The sequence below is a fragment of the Blastococcus carthaginiensis genome (assembly GCF_030731085.1).
Classification (GTDB): Bacteria; Actinomycetota; Actinomycetes; order Mycobacteriales; family Geodermatophilaceae; genus Blastococcus; species Blastococcus carthaginiensis.
This window is the reverse complement of sequence record NZ_JASNFN010000012.1, coordinates 62,661-77,249: the sequence shown is the minus strand read 5'-3', so window position 1 is coordinate 77,249 and position 14,589 is coordinate 62,661. Positions and strand designations below refer to the sequence as shown.

At 74.4% G+C, this 14,589-nt stretch carries 15 protein-coding genes; 2 read left to right on the top strand and 13 right to left on the bottom strand.

Annotated elements, in window-relative coordinates:
- Positions 1-13: 13 nt before the first annotated feature.
- Positions 14-931, top strand: coding sequence for a 5'-3' exonuclease (locus QOZ88_RS11810; protein WP_306000050.1), 918 nt, complete (start codon positions 14-16; stop codon positions 929-931).
- Between the two features lie 7 nt (positions 932-938).
- On the opposite strand, the gene QOZ88_RS11805 is transcribed toward QOZ88_RS11810, so the two are convergent.
- The 8 genes from QOZ88_RS11805 to QOZ88_RS11770 all read right to left on the bottom strand — a co-directional run bounded on the left by QOZ88_RS11805 (position 939) and on the right by QOZ88_RS11770 (position 9,103).
- Positions 939-1,406, bottom strand: coding sequence for a DUF4333 domain-containing protein (locus QOZ88_RS11805; protein WP_305999961.1), 468 nt, complete (start codon positions 1,404-1,406; stop codon positions 939-941).
- Between the two features lie 274 nt (positions 1,407-1,680).
- Positions 1,681-4,518, bottom strand: coding sequence for a DEAD/DEAH box helicase (locus tag QOZ88_RS11800; RefSeq protein ID WP_305999960.1), 2,838 nt, complete (start codon positions 4,516-4,518; stop codon positions 1,681-1,683).
- A 107-nt stretch (positions 4,519-4,625) separates the two neighbouring features.
- Positions 4,626-5,528, bottom strand: a complete 903-nt coding sequence (locus QOZ88_RS11795) for a diacylglycerol kinase family protein (RefSeq protein ID WP_305999959.1) — start codon at positions 5,526-5,528, stop codon at positions 4,626-4,628.
- A gap of 5 nt (positions 5,529-5,533) precedes the next feature.
- A complete protein-coding gene (gene tatC, locus QOZ88_RS11790) occupies positions 5,534-6,385 on the bottom strand; it encodes a twin-arginine translocase subunit TatC (protein ID WP_305999958.1) in 852 nt (283 codons plus the stop codon).
- Between the two features lie 88 nt (positions 6,386-6,473).
- Positions 6,474-6,803, bottom strand: coding sequence for a Sec-independent protein translocase subunit TatA (tatA, locus tag QOZ88_RS11785; RefSeq protein WP_305999957.1), 330 nt, complete (start codon positions 6,801-6,803; stop codon positions 6,474-6,476).
- 111 nt (positions 6,804-6,914) lie between these two features.
- Positions 6,915-7,121 (bottom strand): hypothetical protein, encoded by a 207-nt coding sequence (locus QOZ88_RS11780; RefSeq protein WP_305999956.1) that lies wholly within the window; start codon positions 7,119-7,121, stop codon positions 6,915-6,917.
- A gap of 9 nt (positions 7,122-7,130) precedes the next feature.
- A complete protein-coding gene (locus tag QOZ88_RS11775) occupies positions 7,131-8,114 on the bottom strand; it encodes a helix-turn-helix transcriptional regulator (RefSeq protein WP_305999955.1) in 984 nt (327 codons plus the stop codon).
- Entirely contained in the window at positions 8,111-9,103 is a 993-nt protein-coding gene (locus tag QOZ88_RS11770; protein WP_305999954.1) for a helix-turn-helix transcriptional regulator, read from the bottom strand. The genes QOZ88_RS11775 and QOZ88_RS11770 overlap by 4 nt, the downstream gene beginning before the upstream one ends.
- A gap of 76 nt (positions 9,104-9,179) precedes the next feature.
- On the opposite strand from QOZ88_RS11770, the gene QOZ88_RS11765 reads away from it, so the two are divergent.
- Entirely contained in the window at positions 9,180-10,337 is a 1,158-nt protein-coding gene (locus QOZ88_RS11765) for a DUF3866 family protein (RefSeq protein ID WP_305999953.1), read from the top strand.
- 104 nt (positions 10,338-10,441) lie between these two features.
- On the opposite strand, the gene pafA is transcribed toward QOZ88_RS11765, so the two are convergent.
- The 5 genes from pafA to QOZ88_RS11740 all read right to left on the bottom strand — a co-directional run bounded on the left by pafA (position 10,442) and on the right by QOZ88_RS11740 (position 14,583).
- Positions 10,442-11,800, bottom strand: a complete 1,359-nt coding sequence (gene pafA, locus QOZ88_RS11760; protein WP_305999952.1) for a Pup--protein ligase — start codon at positions 11,798-11,800, stop codon at positions 10,442-10,444.
- A gap of 55 nt (positions 11,801-11,855) precedes the next feature.
- Positions 11,856-12,071 carry a hypothetical protein gene (locus QOZ88_RS11755; RefSeq protein ID WP_305999951.1) on the bottom strand — a complete coding sequence of 72 codons (216 nt, stop codon included), beginning with the start codon at positions 12,069-12,071 and terminating at the stop codon, positions 11,856-11,858.
- Between the two features lie 28 nt (positions 12,072-12,099).
- The gene (gene prcA / locus QOZ88_RS11750; protein ID WP_305999950.1) at positions 12,100-12,963 is read right to left on the bottom strand and encodes a proteasome subunit alpha; all 864 of its coding nucleotides are present in this window, start codon (positions 12,961-12,963) and stop codon (positions 12,100-12,102) included.
- Positions 12,964-12,966: 3 nt separating this feature from the next.
- Positions 12,967-13,824 (bottom strand): proteasome subunit beta, encoded by an 858-nt coding sequence (prcB, locus tag QOZ88_RS11745; protein ID WP_305999949.1) that lies wholly within the window; start codon positions 13,822-13,824, stop codon positions 12,967-12,969.
- A 99-nt stretch (positions 13,825-13,923) separates the two neighbouring features.
- The gene (locus tag QOZ88_RS11740; protein ID WP_305999948.1) at positions 13,924-14,583 is read right to left on the bottom strand and encodes an endonuclease VII domain-containing protein; all 660 of its coding nucleotides are present in this window, start codon (positions 14,581-14,583) and stop codon (positions 13,924-13,926) included.
- Between the last annotated feature and the right edge of the window lie 6 nt (positions 14,584-14,589).

The window sequence follows — 14,589 nt, the reverse complement described above, 5'->3', positions numbered from 1 at the left end:
GGGCGTGACCACGATGCTGCTGGACGCCGCGTCGCTGTACTTCCGGGCCTTCTACGGCGTGCCCACGAGCGTCACCACGCCGGACGGCCGGCCGATCAACGCCGTCCGCGGGTTCCTCGACATGACGGCGCGACTGGTGACCGCCCACGGCCCCGACCGGTTGGTCGCCTGCTGGGACGACGACTGGCGGCCGGCCTTCCGCGTCGAGGCGCTGCCCTCCTACAAGGCGCACCGCCTGGCGCCCGACGGCGGCGAGGAGACCCCCGACGAGCTGGGCCCGCAGGTGCCGGTGCTGGTCGAGGTGCTGGCCGCCGCGGGGATCGCCCGCGTGGGCGCCCCGGGCTACGAGGCCGACGACGTGATCGGCACGCTCGCCACCCGGGCTCGGGGACCCGTCGACGTCGTCACCGGCGACCGCGACCTCTTCCAGCTCGTCGACGACGCCCGCGGGGTGCGCATCCTCTACACCGCCCGCGGCATCTCCGATCTGGAGTACCTCGACGAGGCCGCCGTGGCCGCGAAGTACGGCATCCCCGGCCGGGCCTACGCCGACTTCGCGGTGCTGCGCGGGGACCCGAGCGACGGGCTGCCGGGCGTCGCCGGGGTGGGCGCGAAGACCGCGGCGGCGCTGATCAACGAGTACGGCGACCTGGCCGGCATCCGGGCCGCCGTGGCGCGGACCGTCGTCCCGGCGCCGCCGCTGACCGCCGCGGTGCTGAAGAAGATGCACGCGGCCGCGGACTACCTCGACGCCGCGCCGGTGGTCGTCGCCGTGGCGCGCGACGTCGACCTGCCCGCCGTGGAGGGGACGCTCCCCCGCTCCCCCGCCGATCCGGAGGCGCTGGCCGCGCTCGCCGAGCGGCACGGCCTGCAGTCCTCGGTCGGGCGCCTGGGCGCGGCGCTGGGCTGGCCGGCCGACGTGCTGGGCTGAGGCCGGCTCAGGGCTCGCTCCACGTGTAGCGGGCGTCGTCGGCGTCGGTGATCTCGATCCGCAGGGTGACCTGCTCGTCGTCGGCCGTGACGCCGCTGCACTCGTAGCTGGCGCCCGGCTCCACGCGCATCTCCTGGTCGCAGTCCAGGTCGACGGCGACGCCCTCGCGCTGCTCGAACTGCTCGGCGACGTCGCGCTCGACGGCCGACCGGGAGAGGACGGTCGGACCGGTCGTCGTCGCGAGGACCGCCACCCCGGCGACCGCCGCGAGGACGAGGGCGGCGAGCAGCAGGACCAGACCGGTGCGACGCACCCCTCCCGACGGCTGCCGGGGCGGTGGCCCGTACCCCTGGGGCCCGTAGCCGGACGGACCGTACCCGTGGGTCCCGGTGCCGGGGGCGCCGTAGCCGGGCACGCCGTGGCCCCGCACGCCGTGGCCCGGCACGCCGTGCGGCGCGGGCGCGGGGTAGGGCACGGGACGCGTCTCCTGCGGCGCGGGGCCGCCGTGGGGCGCCTGCCGGCCCGGCTGCGGCGGATGCCCGTACGGGGGCTGAGCGGAGGGCGGAGGCCACCCCGGCTGCCCGTACGGGGGCTGAGCGGAGGACCCGGGCCCCTCCTGCGGCCGGTCGCCGTGCGGCGGGTGGGTCATCGTCGCTCCCGGGTCGGTGGGGTGCCCCGTCGGGGCCGATCGAATTCTGCCGCACCCGCCGGCGCACCGGACGGCGGCGCGACCGTCGTCGACCCGCCGGTCAGCCGCCGACGGCGACGGCGACGACCCCGCGCCGCACGTGGTCCACCGCGGCCCGCGCGGTGCGCGCCACCGGGTCGTCGGCGACCTTGCCGAGCTGGTCGAGGAGGTCCAGCAGCTGCCGCGCCCAGCGGACGAAGTCGCCGCCGGAGAGCTCCGTGCCGGCCTGCTCGGCCCCGGCCAGCACCCGGTCCAGGCTCTGGCCGTCGGCCCAGCGGTAGGCGGCCCAGGCGAACCCCAGGTCCAGGTCGCGGCCCGCGGGCACGCCGTGGTCGAGCTCGACGTCCTGCAGACGGGAGCGGATGCCGCGCATGGCGCCGATGGCGGCGCCCACCTTGCCCGCCGGCACCGCGGGCAGCCCCGGGGTGTCGCGCCGCGCCTCGAAGACCAGCGTGGAGGCCGCGGCCGCCAGCTCGGCCGGGTCCAGGCCGCGCCACACGCCGGCGCGCAGGCACTCGGCGACGAGCAGGTCGGCCTCCGACCAGATGCGCGCCAGCCGCCGTCCGTCGTCGGTCACCACCGCCACGTCGTCGACGGCACCCACGACCTCGGTGTCGGCCGGCACCAGCGGCGCCGCCTCGGGCACCAGGTAGCCCAGCTCCTCGAGCACGTCGCAGGTCCGGTCGAACTGGCGGCTGAGCGAGCCGGTGCGCTCGGCCATCGTGCGCTGCAGCGACTCCGCCTCGTGCACCGCGCGCAGCCAGCGCTCGGCCACCCGCACCCGCTCCTCGCGGTCGGGCAGCTGGTGGACCGGGTGGTGGCGCAGCGCCTGCCGCAGATCGGCCAGCACCGGGTCGTCCGCCGCCGCGGAGCGCCCCTTCTTCACCCGGCGCGCACCGAGGTCGTGCTCCATCCGGGCGTTGCGCAGGGTCGAGGCGAGGTCGCGGCGCGCGTGCGGGCTGCGGTGGTTGAAGTTCTTGGGCACCCGCACCCGCGCCAGCGCCTGCACCGGCATCGGGAAGTCCACCGAGCCCAGCCGGCCCGCCCACTTGTCCTCGGTCAGCACCAGCGGCCGCGGCTCGGCCAGGTCGGTGATGCCGGGGTCGAGGACGACGGCCAGCCCCTGCCGCCGGCCCGTCGGCACGCGGATCACGTCGCCGGGACGCAGCGCGGCGAGCGCATCCGCGGCTTCCATCCGGCGCTTGGCCTGCGAGTCCCGGGAGAGCTCCTTCTCCCGCTCGGAGATCTCCCGCCGCAGCTGCGCGTAGGCGCCGACGTCGCCCCGGTCGGAGTGCATCTGCGCGGCGAACTGTTCGGCGTCCCGCTCGTGACGAGCGGCCGCCCGGGCCAGCCCGACGACCGAGCGATCGGCCTGGAACTGCGCGAACGAGCTGGCCAGAAGCTCGCGGGCCCGGGCGCGGCCGAACGAGCCGACCAGGTTGACCGCCATGTTGTAGCTCGGCCGGAACGACGAGCGCAGCGGGTAGGTGCGGGTGCTGGCCAGCCCGGCGACGACGCTCGGGTCCATGCCGGGTGCCCAGACGACGACGGCGTGCCCCTCGACGTCGATGCCGCGCCGCCCGGCCCGGCCGGTGAGCTGCGTGTACTCCCCCGGCGTGACGTCGACGTGCGCCTCGCCGTTCCACTTCACCAGCCGCTCCAGGACGACGGTGCGGGCCGGCATGTTGATGCCCAGGGCGAGGGTCTCGGTGGCGAAGACGGCCTTGACCAGGCCGCGCACGAAGCACTCCTCGACGGTCTCCTTGAAGGCGGGGACCAGCCCCGCGTGGTGGGCGGCCAACCCGGCGAGCAGCCCCTCGCGCCACTCCCAGAAGCCGAGGACCTGCAGGTCCTCCTCGGGCAGCGAGCCGGTGCACTCGTCGATGACGGCCGCGATCTCGGCGCGCTCGGCCTCGTCGGTGAGCCGGAGCCCGCTCAGCAGGCACTGGTGGACGGCGGCGTCGCAGCCGTTGCGGCTGAACACGAAGGTGATCGCCGGAAGCAGCCCCGCCCGGTCGAGGCGCTCGACGACGTCGGACCGCGCCGGGGGCCGGTGCCGGGGCCGGTGGTGGCCCTCCCGGCGGCCGGAGCCGCCCCACGTGTCGAGCCGGCGCTCGTGCTCCCGCACGAAGCGGACCAGCTCGGGGTCGACGACGGAGGCCCCGCGCTCCCGCGTGGACAGCTGTCGCGGCCCCTCACCCTGCTCCCCCGCGTGCGCGGCGGGGCGCAGGGAGAACAGGTCGAACACCCGGTTGCCGACCAGCATGTGCTGCCAGAGCGGGATCGGGCGGACCTCGCTGACCACCACCTTCGTGTCCCCGCGCACGGTCACCAGCCAGTCGCCGAACTCCTCGGCGTTGCTCACCGTCGCCGAGAGCGAGACGAGGGTGACCGACTGCGGCAGGTGGATGATCACCTCCTCCCACACGGCGCCGCGGAACCGGTCGGCGAGGTAGTGCACCTCGTCCATCACCACGTAGCCGAGGCCGTGGATCGCCGACGACTCCGCGTACAGCATGTTGCGCAGCACCTCCGTGGTCATCACGACCACCGGGGCGTCGCCGTTCACGGCGTTGTCGCCGGTCAGCAGGCCGACCCGGTCGGCGCCGTAGCGCTCGACCAGGTCGTTGTACTTCTGGTTCGACAGCGCCTTGATCGGCGTCGTGTAGAAGGCCTTGCGCCCCTCGGCGAGAGCCTTGTGCACGGCGAACTCGCCCACCACGGTCTTGCCGGCGCCGGTCGGCGCGCAGACCAGGACGCCGGAGCCGTCCTCCAGCGCCTCGCACGCCTCCACCTGGAACGGGTCCAGGGAGAAACCCAGCTCGGCGGCGAAGTCGGCCAGCGTCGGGTGGGAGGTCCGCCGCCGGGCAGCGGCGTACCGCTCAGCGGGGCTGGACATGCCTCCACGTTAGGCGCGCACCCTGGCGACGGCTCGCCACCACGGTCGTCGTCCCTCACCGCCGCGCGTCCTCCCGCACGTCCGGCGGTGAGGGGGACACCGCACGATCAGATCAGCTGATCGTCGCGGGGCCCCGCGCCGGCCACCCGGACGGCGGCGGGCACGCAGTCGACGACGACGGGTAGCGGCGCGAGGAGCTCGCCGTCGGCATAGGTGCTGAGCCCGGCGCAGGACAGCTCCACGCGGGACGCCCGGTGCACGGTCACGGCGGGGTGCTCCACGTGGGTGCCGTCGGCCAGCCGGGGGCGGGTGCGCACCAGCTCGCGGCGCGACACCGGCCCCACCACGGTGACGTCGAAGAGACCGTCCGCGCAGTCGGCGCCCGGGCACATCCGCAGGCCGCCGCCGTACCAGGCGGTGTTGCCGACGGCGACCATGGTGGCGGGCAGCGTCCGGGCCACGCCGTCCAGCGACAGCGTCACCTCGTAGGGGCGCAGCCGGGCCAGCTCGGCCAGCACGGCGACGTCGTAGCGCCGGCGGCCGCGGGGCCAGCGCAGCCGGTTGGCGCGGTCGGTGACGGCGGAGTCGAACCCGCAGCACAGGACGGTGGCCCACCAGCGGCCGGCGGTGCGGCCCGCGTCGAGCGCCCGTACGCGGCCGGCCAGCAGATCGCCGGCTGCGGCGCGGGCAGCCGCCACGGGGTCGGCCGGCACGTCCAGCGCCAGGGCGAGGTCGTTGCCGGTGCCGGCCGGGATCACGGCGAGCGGCACCGCCGTCCCCGCGACCGCCTGCAGCCCGGCGTGCGCGGCGCCGTCGCCGCCGACCACCACCACTGCCCCGGCACCGTCCGCGATCGCCTCCGCAGCCTGGCGCTCGGCGTCGGGCCGGGTGGTCGCGTCCAGCACCCGGGTGGCCACCCCCTTCTCGCGGAGCGTGTCGAGGACCGCCCGGGACACGGTGCGGGCCCGGCCCCGCCCGGCGGCCGGGCTGACCAGGACCGCGGCCTCCACCGCCGTCAGCCGCGGGCCGACGGCGCGCGCTCGGCCGGTTCGTCCAGTTCCGACGGGCGGGCGTCCAGCGGCGAGGCGACGTCGTCGTCCAGGTCGTGGAAGTGCTCCGCGGCGGCGCGGCGGGCCCGGCGCCGGTCGACGACGCGGGCGAGCTGGATGGCCAGCTCGAACAGCACGATCATCGGCCCGGCCATCAACAGCATGGTGAACGGATCCTGCGTGGGCGTGACGAAGGCGGCGAAGACGATGGTGAGGAAGAAGATCCACCGGCGGCTCTTCGACAGCACCTCGTAGCTGAGCACCCCCGCCAGGTTCAACGCGACGGCGATGAGCGGCACCTCGAAGCTGACGCCGAACGCGACCAGCAGCGACAGCACGAAGCCGATGTAGTCCTGCGCGGTGAGCGCCACGACGACGCCGTCGCCCGCGAGGCTCAGCAGCAGCTCCAGGCCCGCCGACAGCGACACGTAGGCGAGCACGGCGCCCAGGGCGAACAGGATCGACGAGACGGCGACGAAGCCGACGCCGTAGCGCTTCTCCTTGCGCTTGAGACCGGGCGTGATGAACGCCCAGAGCTGGTACAGCCAGAACGGCGCCGAGAGCACCACCCCGGCCAGGAACGCGACCTTGAGGCGGATGAAGACACCGCCGAACACGTTCGTGATCAGCAACCCGCAGCCACCGGCGTCGTCCCCGCCGTACCGGAGCTCCTCGGGCAGCCCGCAGTACGGGGCGCGGATGAACTCGCCCAGGCCGTGGCCGTACCACCAGAAGGAGATGGCGGTGGCCACCAGGATGGCCAGCCCCGCCTTGAGGATGCGGTTGCGCAACTCGGTCAGGTGCGCGATCAGGCTCATCGTGGCCTGCGCGTCGCGGGGTGTCCGCCGACGCCGTCGCGCGCCACGGGTCGCCTCGCTCACCGCCGTCCCCCCGGGTGCGGTGCGGTCAGCGGGTGCGGTCGGCGGCGCCGGCCTGGTCGGCCTGCGCCCGCAGCTCCGCGGCCCTGAGCTCGGCCTGCCGCGCCTCCTCCTGCAGCTGCGCGCCGTGGTCGTCCGGGGCGGGCGACGCGGGGGCGACGATCTCCCCGCGCACCGGCGTGGTGCGCGCGGCGTCCTTGGTGCGGACGTCGTCCTCCTTCATGCCCTTCATCTCGCCCTTGAAGATGCGCAGCGAGCGGCCGAGCGACCGGGAGGCGTCGGGCAGCTTCTTGTAACCGAAGAGCAGCAGGATGGCCAGGATGATCAGGCCGATCTCCAGCGGGCCGAGTCCGGCCATGGCGCGTCCTCCAGAGGTGTGGTTGCTGGGGCGATGCTACGCCGCGGACCGCCGATTCTCAGAGGGCTGCGCACGGGACGTCGGCCGCCCGCAGCCTTGTTCGCCGGCCGTTCAGCCCGCCGACGCCCGGGCGTCGCGCAGCCGCGCGGCCCGGTCGGCGGAGTCCTGGAGCCCGGCACGCACCGGCGCCACGTCGGCCTCGGCCGCGGTCAGCTCGCGCGCCAGCCGCCCGACGGCGCCGAGCACCCCGTGCACGAGCACCCCCAGGACGGCGAACGCCAGGACGACGACGACACCGAGGACGATCCAGAACAGCACGACGGCACCCTAGCCCGCGTCGCCGGGCACGACCCGGTAGCGGGCCAGGGCGGCCCGGGCCTCGGCGGCGACCTGCGCCCCGATCTCGGCCGGCTCCTCCACCACCGCGTTGCCACCCAGAAGGGCGACCAGCCGCCGCGCCCAGGCCAGGTCCGCGGTGCGGACCGTGACGGCCAGCCCGCCGGGCGGGTCGTCGACCGGGGTGACGTCCTCGGTCGGGTAGTAGTCGGCGACCCACCGCGCGGCGCGGGCCAGCCGCAGCCGCACCGCGGGGGTGTCGGGCCCGGGCTGGTAGAGGCCGTCGTCGATGCTCCGGCTCGTCGCCTGGGGCGGTGCGGCGGCCGGCTCGTCCAGCACCGTGGCCTCGTCCACCCGGTCCAGCCGGAACAGCCGGACGCCCTCGGCCCGGCGGCACCAGGCCTCCAGGTACCAGCGGCCGTCGACGTAGAGCAGCTGCATCGGGTCGACGGTGCGCTCGGTGCGCTCGTCGCGGGCCGGCACGTAGTAGTGCAGGTGCACCGCCCGCCCCTCCTGCAGGGCGCGGCGGGCGAGCGCCAGGGTCTCCTCCCGGGCGTCGACGCTCACGGCCAGCGGCGCCGTCCTCGCCGCGGCGTCCCCGGTGGCCGCCGACACCTTGGCCAGCGCCCGGCTCACCGCCTCCCGCTCGGCCAGGCCCGGCAGCTCCAGCAGCGTGCGCAGCGCCACGACGAGCGCGACGGCCTCGTCGGTGGTCAGCCGCAGCGGCCGCACCATCCCGGCGCTGAACGTGACCCGGACCCGGTCGCCCTCGAAGGCGACGTCGATCAGGTCGCCCGGGCCGTAGCCGGGCAACCCGCACATCCACAGCAGCTCCAGGTCGCGCTGCAGCTGCCGCTCCGGCACGCCGAAGTCGCGCGCGGCCTCGGCCAGCGCCACCCCCTCGGGGCGCGCGGTCAGGTACGGGACGAGGGCCAGCAGCCGGGTCATCCGGTCGGTGGTGCCGCTCGCGGTCACGCCGGCACCTCCAGCGCGGCCAGGCGGGTCAGCCGGGCCACCACGGCGTCCCGCATCGACGTCGGTGCCTCCACGACGACGTCGGCGCCGTGCGCGGCGATCTGGTCGGCCAGCGCCCACGGCTCGGTGGTGCGCAGCTGCAGGCGGTCCTCCACCTGGCCGCTGCCGTCGTCGGCCGGCCCGAGCGAGGTGGCGTGCCGGCGCAGCCCCACGGCGGTGCCGGGACGGGCCCGCACCACCACCAGGTGCTCCTCCCCCTGCCCCTGCTGCCGGGCGACGACCTGGGTCAGGTCGAGGTCGGCCGGCGGCTCGAACGCCCCGGCCGGGCCGACGGCCTTCGGCATGCCGACGACGCGGGAGAGCCGGAACACCCGTGGCGCCTGGCGGTCCAGGTCGTGGCCGACCAGGTACCAGCGCCCGTGCCAGGCGACGACGCCCCACGGCTGCACGTCGCGGCGGACGGCGGTGTCCTCGTCGGGGCGCTGGTAGTCGAACTGCAGCCGGCGCCGGTCGCGCGCCGCGGCGTAGCAGGGCTCGAAGGCGGCCTCGCCGCGGTCCAGCCGGGGCTTGATCGGCAGCGAGCGGGCGGAGTCGACGTCGACCCCGGCGGCGCGGAGCTTCACCAGGGCGCTCTGCGCGGCGCCGGCCAGCTGCGCGGACTCCCACAGGCGCAGGGCCAGGCCCACGGCGGCCGCCTCCTCGCCGGTCAGGTGGATCTCGGGCAGCTCGTAGTCGGCCCGGGCGATGCGGTAGCCGTCCTCGGTGTCGAAGACGCTGGTGCGACCGGTCTCCAGCGGGACGCCCATCTCGCGCAGCTCGGCCTTGTCGCGCTCGAACATGCGCTTGAACGCCTCGTCGGCCCGATCGGTGCCGTCGTCGGCCTCGTAGCCCGGCACGGTGGCGCGGATGCGCGCCGCCGTCACGTACTGCCGGGTGCTCAGCAGCGCGATGACCAGGTTGACCAGTCGTTCCGCCCGCTTGGCCGCCATGGTCCTCAGGCTAGTCAGCCCGCCGCCGGCCCGTCGTCGCCCGGCCGCGAACCGGCCCGCTGGATAGCCTGCCGGTATGACCAGTGCTGCTCCTCCCGCGCCCGCGTCCCGGATCCGCTGGCGGCGCGGGCGGGTCACCGCGACCGGCCGTTCCTGGCGCGACGCGCTGGAGCTGACCGCCGAGGTGGCCGGCGAGGGCGAGCTGCGCGCGCTGGCCTACCCCTCGCTGGTGGGCGTGCCCGAGGTGGGCGACGACGTGCTGCTCAACACGACCGCGCTGGCGCAGGGGCTGGGCACCGGTGGGTACGCGCTCGTGGTCGCCGTCCCCGACCGGCTGCCGCCGGACCCGGAGGGCCCCGGGCACCTGGTGAAGGCGCGGTACACGCCGCTGCAGGTGATGGTGCAGGGCGTCGACGAGCAGGAGACCGAACACCACGCGACGATCGCCGACGCCGAGGACCTCGGCGGGATGCCGGTCGTCGTGGCCGACCTCCACTCGGCGCTGCCGGCGGTCCTGATCGGGATGCTCGCCACCGATCCCGACCTGAAGGTCGCCTACGTGATGACCGACGGCGGCGCGCTGCCCGCGGCGTTCTCCCGCACGGTGGGTGCGCTCAAGAGCTCGCTGGCCGGCGTGGTGACCGTGGGCCAGGCCTACGGGGGTGACCTGGAGGCGGTCACCCTGCACACCGGCCTGCTGGCGGCGCGGCACGTGCTGGGCGCGGACCTGGCGATCGTCACCCAGGGGCCCGGCAACCTCGGCACGGGCACGCCGTGGGGCTTCTCGGGCGTGGCCGCGGGTGAGGCGTGCAACGCCGTGAGCGTGCTGGGCGGGGTGCCCGTCGGTGCGCTGCGCATCTCCGACGCCGATCCCCGCCCGCGGCACCGCGGGGTCTCCCATCACTCGCTCACCGCGTTCGGGCGGGTGGCGCTGGGCGGGGTGACGCTGGTGGCGCCGCGCGGGCTCTCCTCCGAGCTCGGTGGGCAGGTCGACGAGGATCTGGCGAGCCAGCCCGAGCGCAACACCATCGTGTGGGTGGACACCGACGGGCTGGACACGGCGCTGGGGCTCTCGCCCGTGCCGCTGAGCACGATGGGCCGCGGCTACCCGGAGGAGCGCGCCTACTTCCTCGCGGCCGCCGCGGCCGGCCGCTACGCCGCCCTCCAGGTGCCGGTGGACCCCGAGACGGTGCTTGCGGCCGCGAAGACGGAAGGGACCGCCCCCGGCGAGTGAGGTCGCGCCGAGTGGGGCCCGGAGGGTCCCGCGCAGGCGCGAAGCAGCGGCTCAGATCAGGCCGGCACGGCACGTGGCCGCGGTGCGGTCCGGAGGACCGCAGATCACATAGACGCGATGAGCTTCTCGACCCGCTCGTCGACGGACTTGAACGGGTCCTTGCACAGCACGGTGCGCTGGGCCTGGTCGTTGAGCTTGAGGTGCACCCAGTCGACGGTGAAGTCGCGCCGCTTCTCCTGGGCCTTGCGGATGAACTCGCCGCGGAGACGGGCGCGGGTGGTCTGCGGGGGCACGTTCTTGGCCTCGAAGATGCGCGGCTCGTGGGCCACCCGGTCGACCTGCCCGTTGCGCTCGAGCAGGTAGTACAGCCCGCGGGTGCGGCTGATGTCGTGGTACGCGAGGTCCATCTGGGCGATGCGCGGGGAGGACAGCGGGAGGTCGCGCTTGGCGCGGTAGCGCTCGAGCAGGCTGTACTTGATCGCCCAGTCGATCTCGCGGTCGATCAGGCTCAGGTCCTCGCTGTCGACGGCCTTGAGCACCCGCCCCCACAGCTCGAGCATCTGCCGGTGGACCGGGGTGCAGCCCTCGCGGTCGACGAACTCCATGGCCCGGCTGTGGTACTCCGACTGGATCTCCAGCGCCGACATCTCGCGGCCGCCGGCCAGCCGCACCTTCCGGCGTCCGGTCATGTCGTGGCTGATCTCGCGGATGGCCCGGATCGGGTTCTCCAGGGTCATGTCGCGGATGGGTGTGCCCGCCTCGATCATGCGCAGCACCAGGTCGGTCATGGTGACCTTAAGCAGCGTCGTCGTCTCGCTCATGTTCGAGTCGCCGACGATCACGTGCAGGCGGCGGTAGCGCTCGGCGTCGGCGTGCGGCTCGTCGCGGGTGTTGATGATCGGCCGGGACCGGGTGGTGGCGCTGGAGACGCCCTCCCAGATGTGCTCGGCGCGCTGGCTGACGCAGTAGAGGGCGCCGCGCGGGGTCTGCAGCACCTTGCCGGCGCCGACGACGATCTGCCGGCTCACCAGGAACGGGATCAGGACGTCGGCGAGGCGGCCGAACTCCCCGTGCCGGCCGACGAGGTAGTTCTCGTGGCAGCCGTAGCTGTTGCCCGCGGAGTCGGTGTTGTTCTTGAACAGGTAGATGTCGCCGGTGACGCCCTCCTCGGCCAGGCGCTGCTCGGCGTCGACCAGCAGCCCTTCGAGGATCCGCTCCCCCGCCTTGTCGTGGACGACGAGCTCGCCGAGGTCGTCGCACTCGGCGGTGGCGTACTCGGGGTGGCTGCCGACGTCGAGGTAGAGCCGGGAGCCGTTGCGCAGGAACACGTTGGAGCTGCGGCCCCACGACACGACGCGCCGGAACAGGTACCGGGCGACCTCGTCCGGCGAGAGCCGCCGCTGCCCCTTGAAGGTGCACGTGACGCCGTACTCGGTCTCGATCCCGAAGATCCGTCGTTCCACGCTTCGAGACTAGGCGCCGGGGGCGACAGGGGCCCGCCGCCGGACCGCGGGGCCGCTACCGCTTCGCGTCGAGCCGTTGCAGCAGGTCGTCGAAGGCGCTCTCGATCTCGTCGTGTCCGTTCTGCTGAGCCCGCTGCCTGCCGTGGATCAGTGCCGCGCGGTTGACCTCGGAGAAGTCGCCGTACGGGAAGTGGTAGCGCTCGTCGACGTCACCGTCGTCGGTCATCTTCTTCGCCTGGGCGAGGGCGTCGTCGGGGTCGTGGTCCGGCATGTCCGCTCCCCTGCCCCGCGGGCGACGTTCACCCGTCGGACTGCGGGTGCCCCTCGCCGGTGTCGGTGGTGCCGCCGGCGGTGTCGGGCGCGGCCGGGTCGCCGAGCCCGGCGGGCGTGCCTGGCGCGGGGTGGCTGGGCACGTGGCCCGAAGGAGGCGTCTCCGTCTCCCCGGTCTGGCCGTCGCCGAGCAGGGTGTGCAGCGCGGCTCCCACGACCCGGCGGAAGGCCCGCTTGGGCCGCCGGCGGTCGAGGACGGCGACCTCCATCTGCTGGGCGGTCAGCCGCGTGGGACCGCCGTCCCCGGCTCCGGCGGTGGCCGGGCTGACCGCCGAGAGCGCGTCGACACCGACCCGGAGCGCGTCGGCCAGGCCCATGCCGGGGTGGAAGTTCTCGCGCAGGTGGGCGGTGACGGCGTCGGCCTGCCCGCCCATCACGACGAAGTCGGGCTCGTCGACGACGGAGCCGTCGAAGGTGAGCCGGTACAGCTGGTCGCGCTCGGGGGTCTCCCCCACCTCGGCGACGCAGAGCTCGACCTCGTAGGGCTTCATCTGCTCGGTGAAGATCGCGCCGAGGGTCTGCGCGTAGGCGTTGGCGATGACCCGGCCGGTGACGTCCCGCCGGTTGTAGGAGTAACCGCGCACGTCGGCGAGGCGGACACCGGCGACCCGCAGGCTCTCGAACTCGCTGTAGCGGCCCACGGCGGCGAAGCCGATCCGGTCGTAGATCTCGCCGACCTTGTGCAGCGTGGAGCTGGGGTTCTCGGCGATGAAGAGGACGCCATCGGCGTAGGTGACGACGGCGACGCTGCGACCGCGGGAGATGCCCTTGCGGGCGTACTCCGACCGGTCGCGCATGACCTGCTCGGCGGAGGCGTAGTACGGCATCGTCATGGCTCAGGCCTCCCGCGTCGTGTTCTGACGCTCGGCGGCCGCGCGCTCGGAGACGATGGCATCGGCGACGGCGGCGATCTCGGTGTCGGTCAGCCGGATCGCGCCCTCGGCGTCCACCCGGTAGACGATCGGGTACAGCCGCCGCACCGGGTCCGGGCCGCCGGTGGCCGAGTCGTCGTCGGCGGCGTCGTAGAGTGCCTCGACCACGGTGCGGGTGGCCGCTGCGGCGTCCAGGCCCTGGCGCCACGTCTTCTTGAGGCTGTTGCGGGCGAACAGCGAGCCGGAGCCGACTGCCGAGTAGCCGCGCTCCTCGTAGTTCCCGCCGGTGACGTCGTAGCTGAAGATGCGGCCCGGGAGCTCGCCGGGCGCGGCGTCGAGGTCGAAGCCGGCGAACAGCGGGACGACGGCCAGGCCCTGCAGCGCCGCGCCGAGGTTGCCGCGGATCATCTGGGCCAGCCGGTTGGCCTTGCCGTCGAGGCTCATCGTGAGCCCCTCGATCTTCTCGTAGTGCTCGAGTTCGACCTGGTAGAGCTTCACCATCTCGATGGCGATGCCCGCGGCGCCGGCGATGCCGATGACGCTGTAGGAGTCGGCCGGGTAGACCTTCTCGATGTCGCGGCTGGAGATCAGGTTGCCCATGGTGGCCCGGCGGTCGCCGCCCATGAGAACGCCGCCGTCGTAGCTGGCCGCGACGATCGTGGTGCCGTGCGGGGCGATGTCACCCACGGGCAGCTGCGGGACCGGCCGGCGCCCCGGCAGCAGGTCGGGCGCGGACGCGGCCAGGAAGTCGGTGAACGAGGAACCCACCCGGTCCAGGTAGGCGGGCGGGAACCCGCTCCGGCCAGCTGACGACTCGTTCACCCATCCGCCTCTCCCGCCTGCCTGTGCCGGCGTGCACCGCTGCTCTGCCGGGCACCGCGCCGTGCTGATCGGACGCGGTTCCGGACGTCGTCAGCGACCCTACCGGCGGCCACTGACGTCGGCTTGGCCGTCCGGGTCGTCGGCGCCGGCAGCCTGGAGCACGGCGATCGCCTGCTGCTGCATGTGGTGCTCCACGTAGAAGGCGGCCATGCGCAGCAGCCACGGATCGTCGCGGAACTGGCCCAGGCCGCCGTTGCAGTTGAAGCACAGCAGCGCCCGCACGGCACCGGTCGCGTGGTCGTGGTCCACGTGCTGGGCCGGCGCCGTCCGGCAGATGGCGCACACGCCGTTCTGCTCCTCGAGCATGGCATCCGCTTCTGCGGCGGTGATGCCGTAACGCCGCTTGAGGTGATAGGTCCGCGAACCGCCCAGCTTCTCCATCGAGCGTTTGCCTCGCGCGTTGTGGCAGGGCTTGCAGTATGGCGCCCGCCCGGACGGCTGGCCGGCATTGCGGACGAAGTCGTCGACTGGCTTGACCACCTCGCAGTCCGGGCACCATTTGGCCCCCTCCGGCACGTCGACCTCACGGCGGTGGCGGCGCTTCGGCGGCCCTTGACGGGCGTCCTTGGACGCCAGGAGTCGGCGCCTCGCGTGCACCTTGCAGTAGAAACTGAGGCCGTCCGCCCTCCGGCGGTCACGCGAAAACTCGGCGACCGGCCTCAGTTCACCGCAATCCCGGCAGAACTTTTCGTCGACCATTCGGCA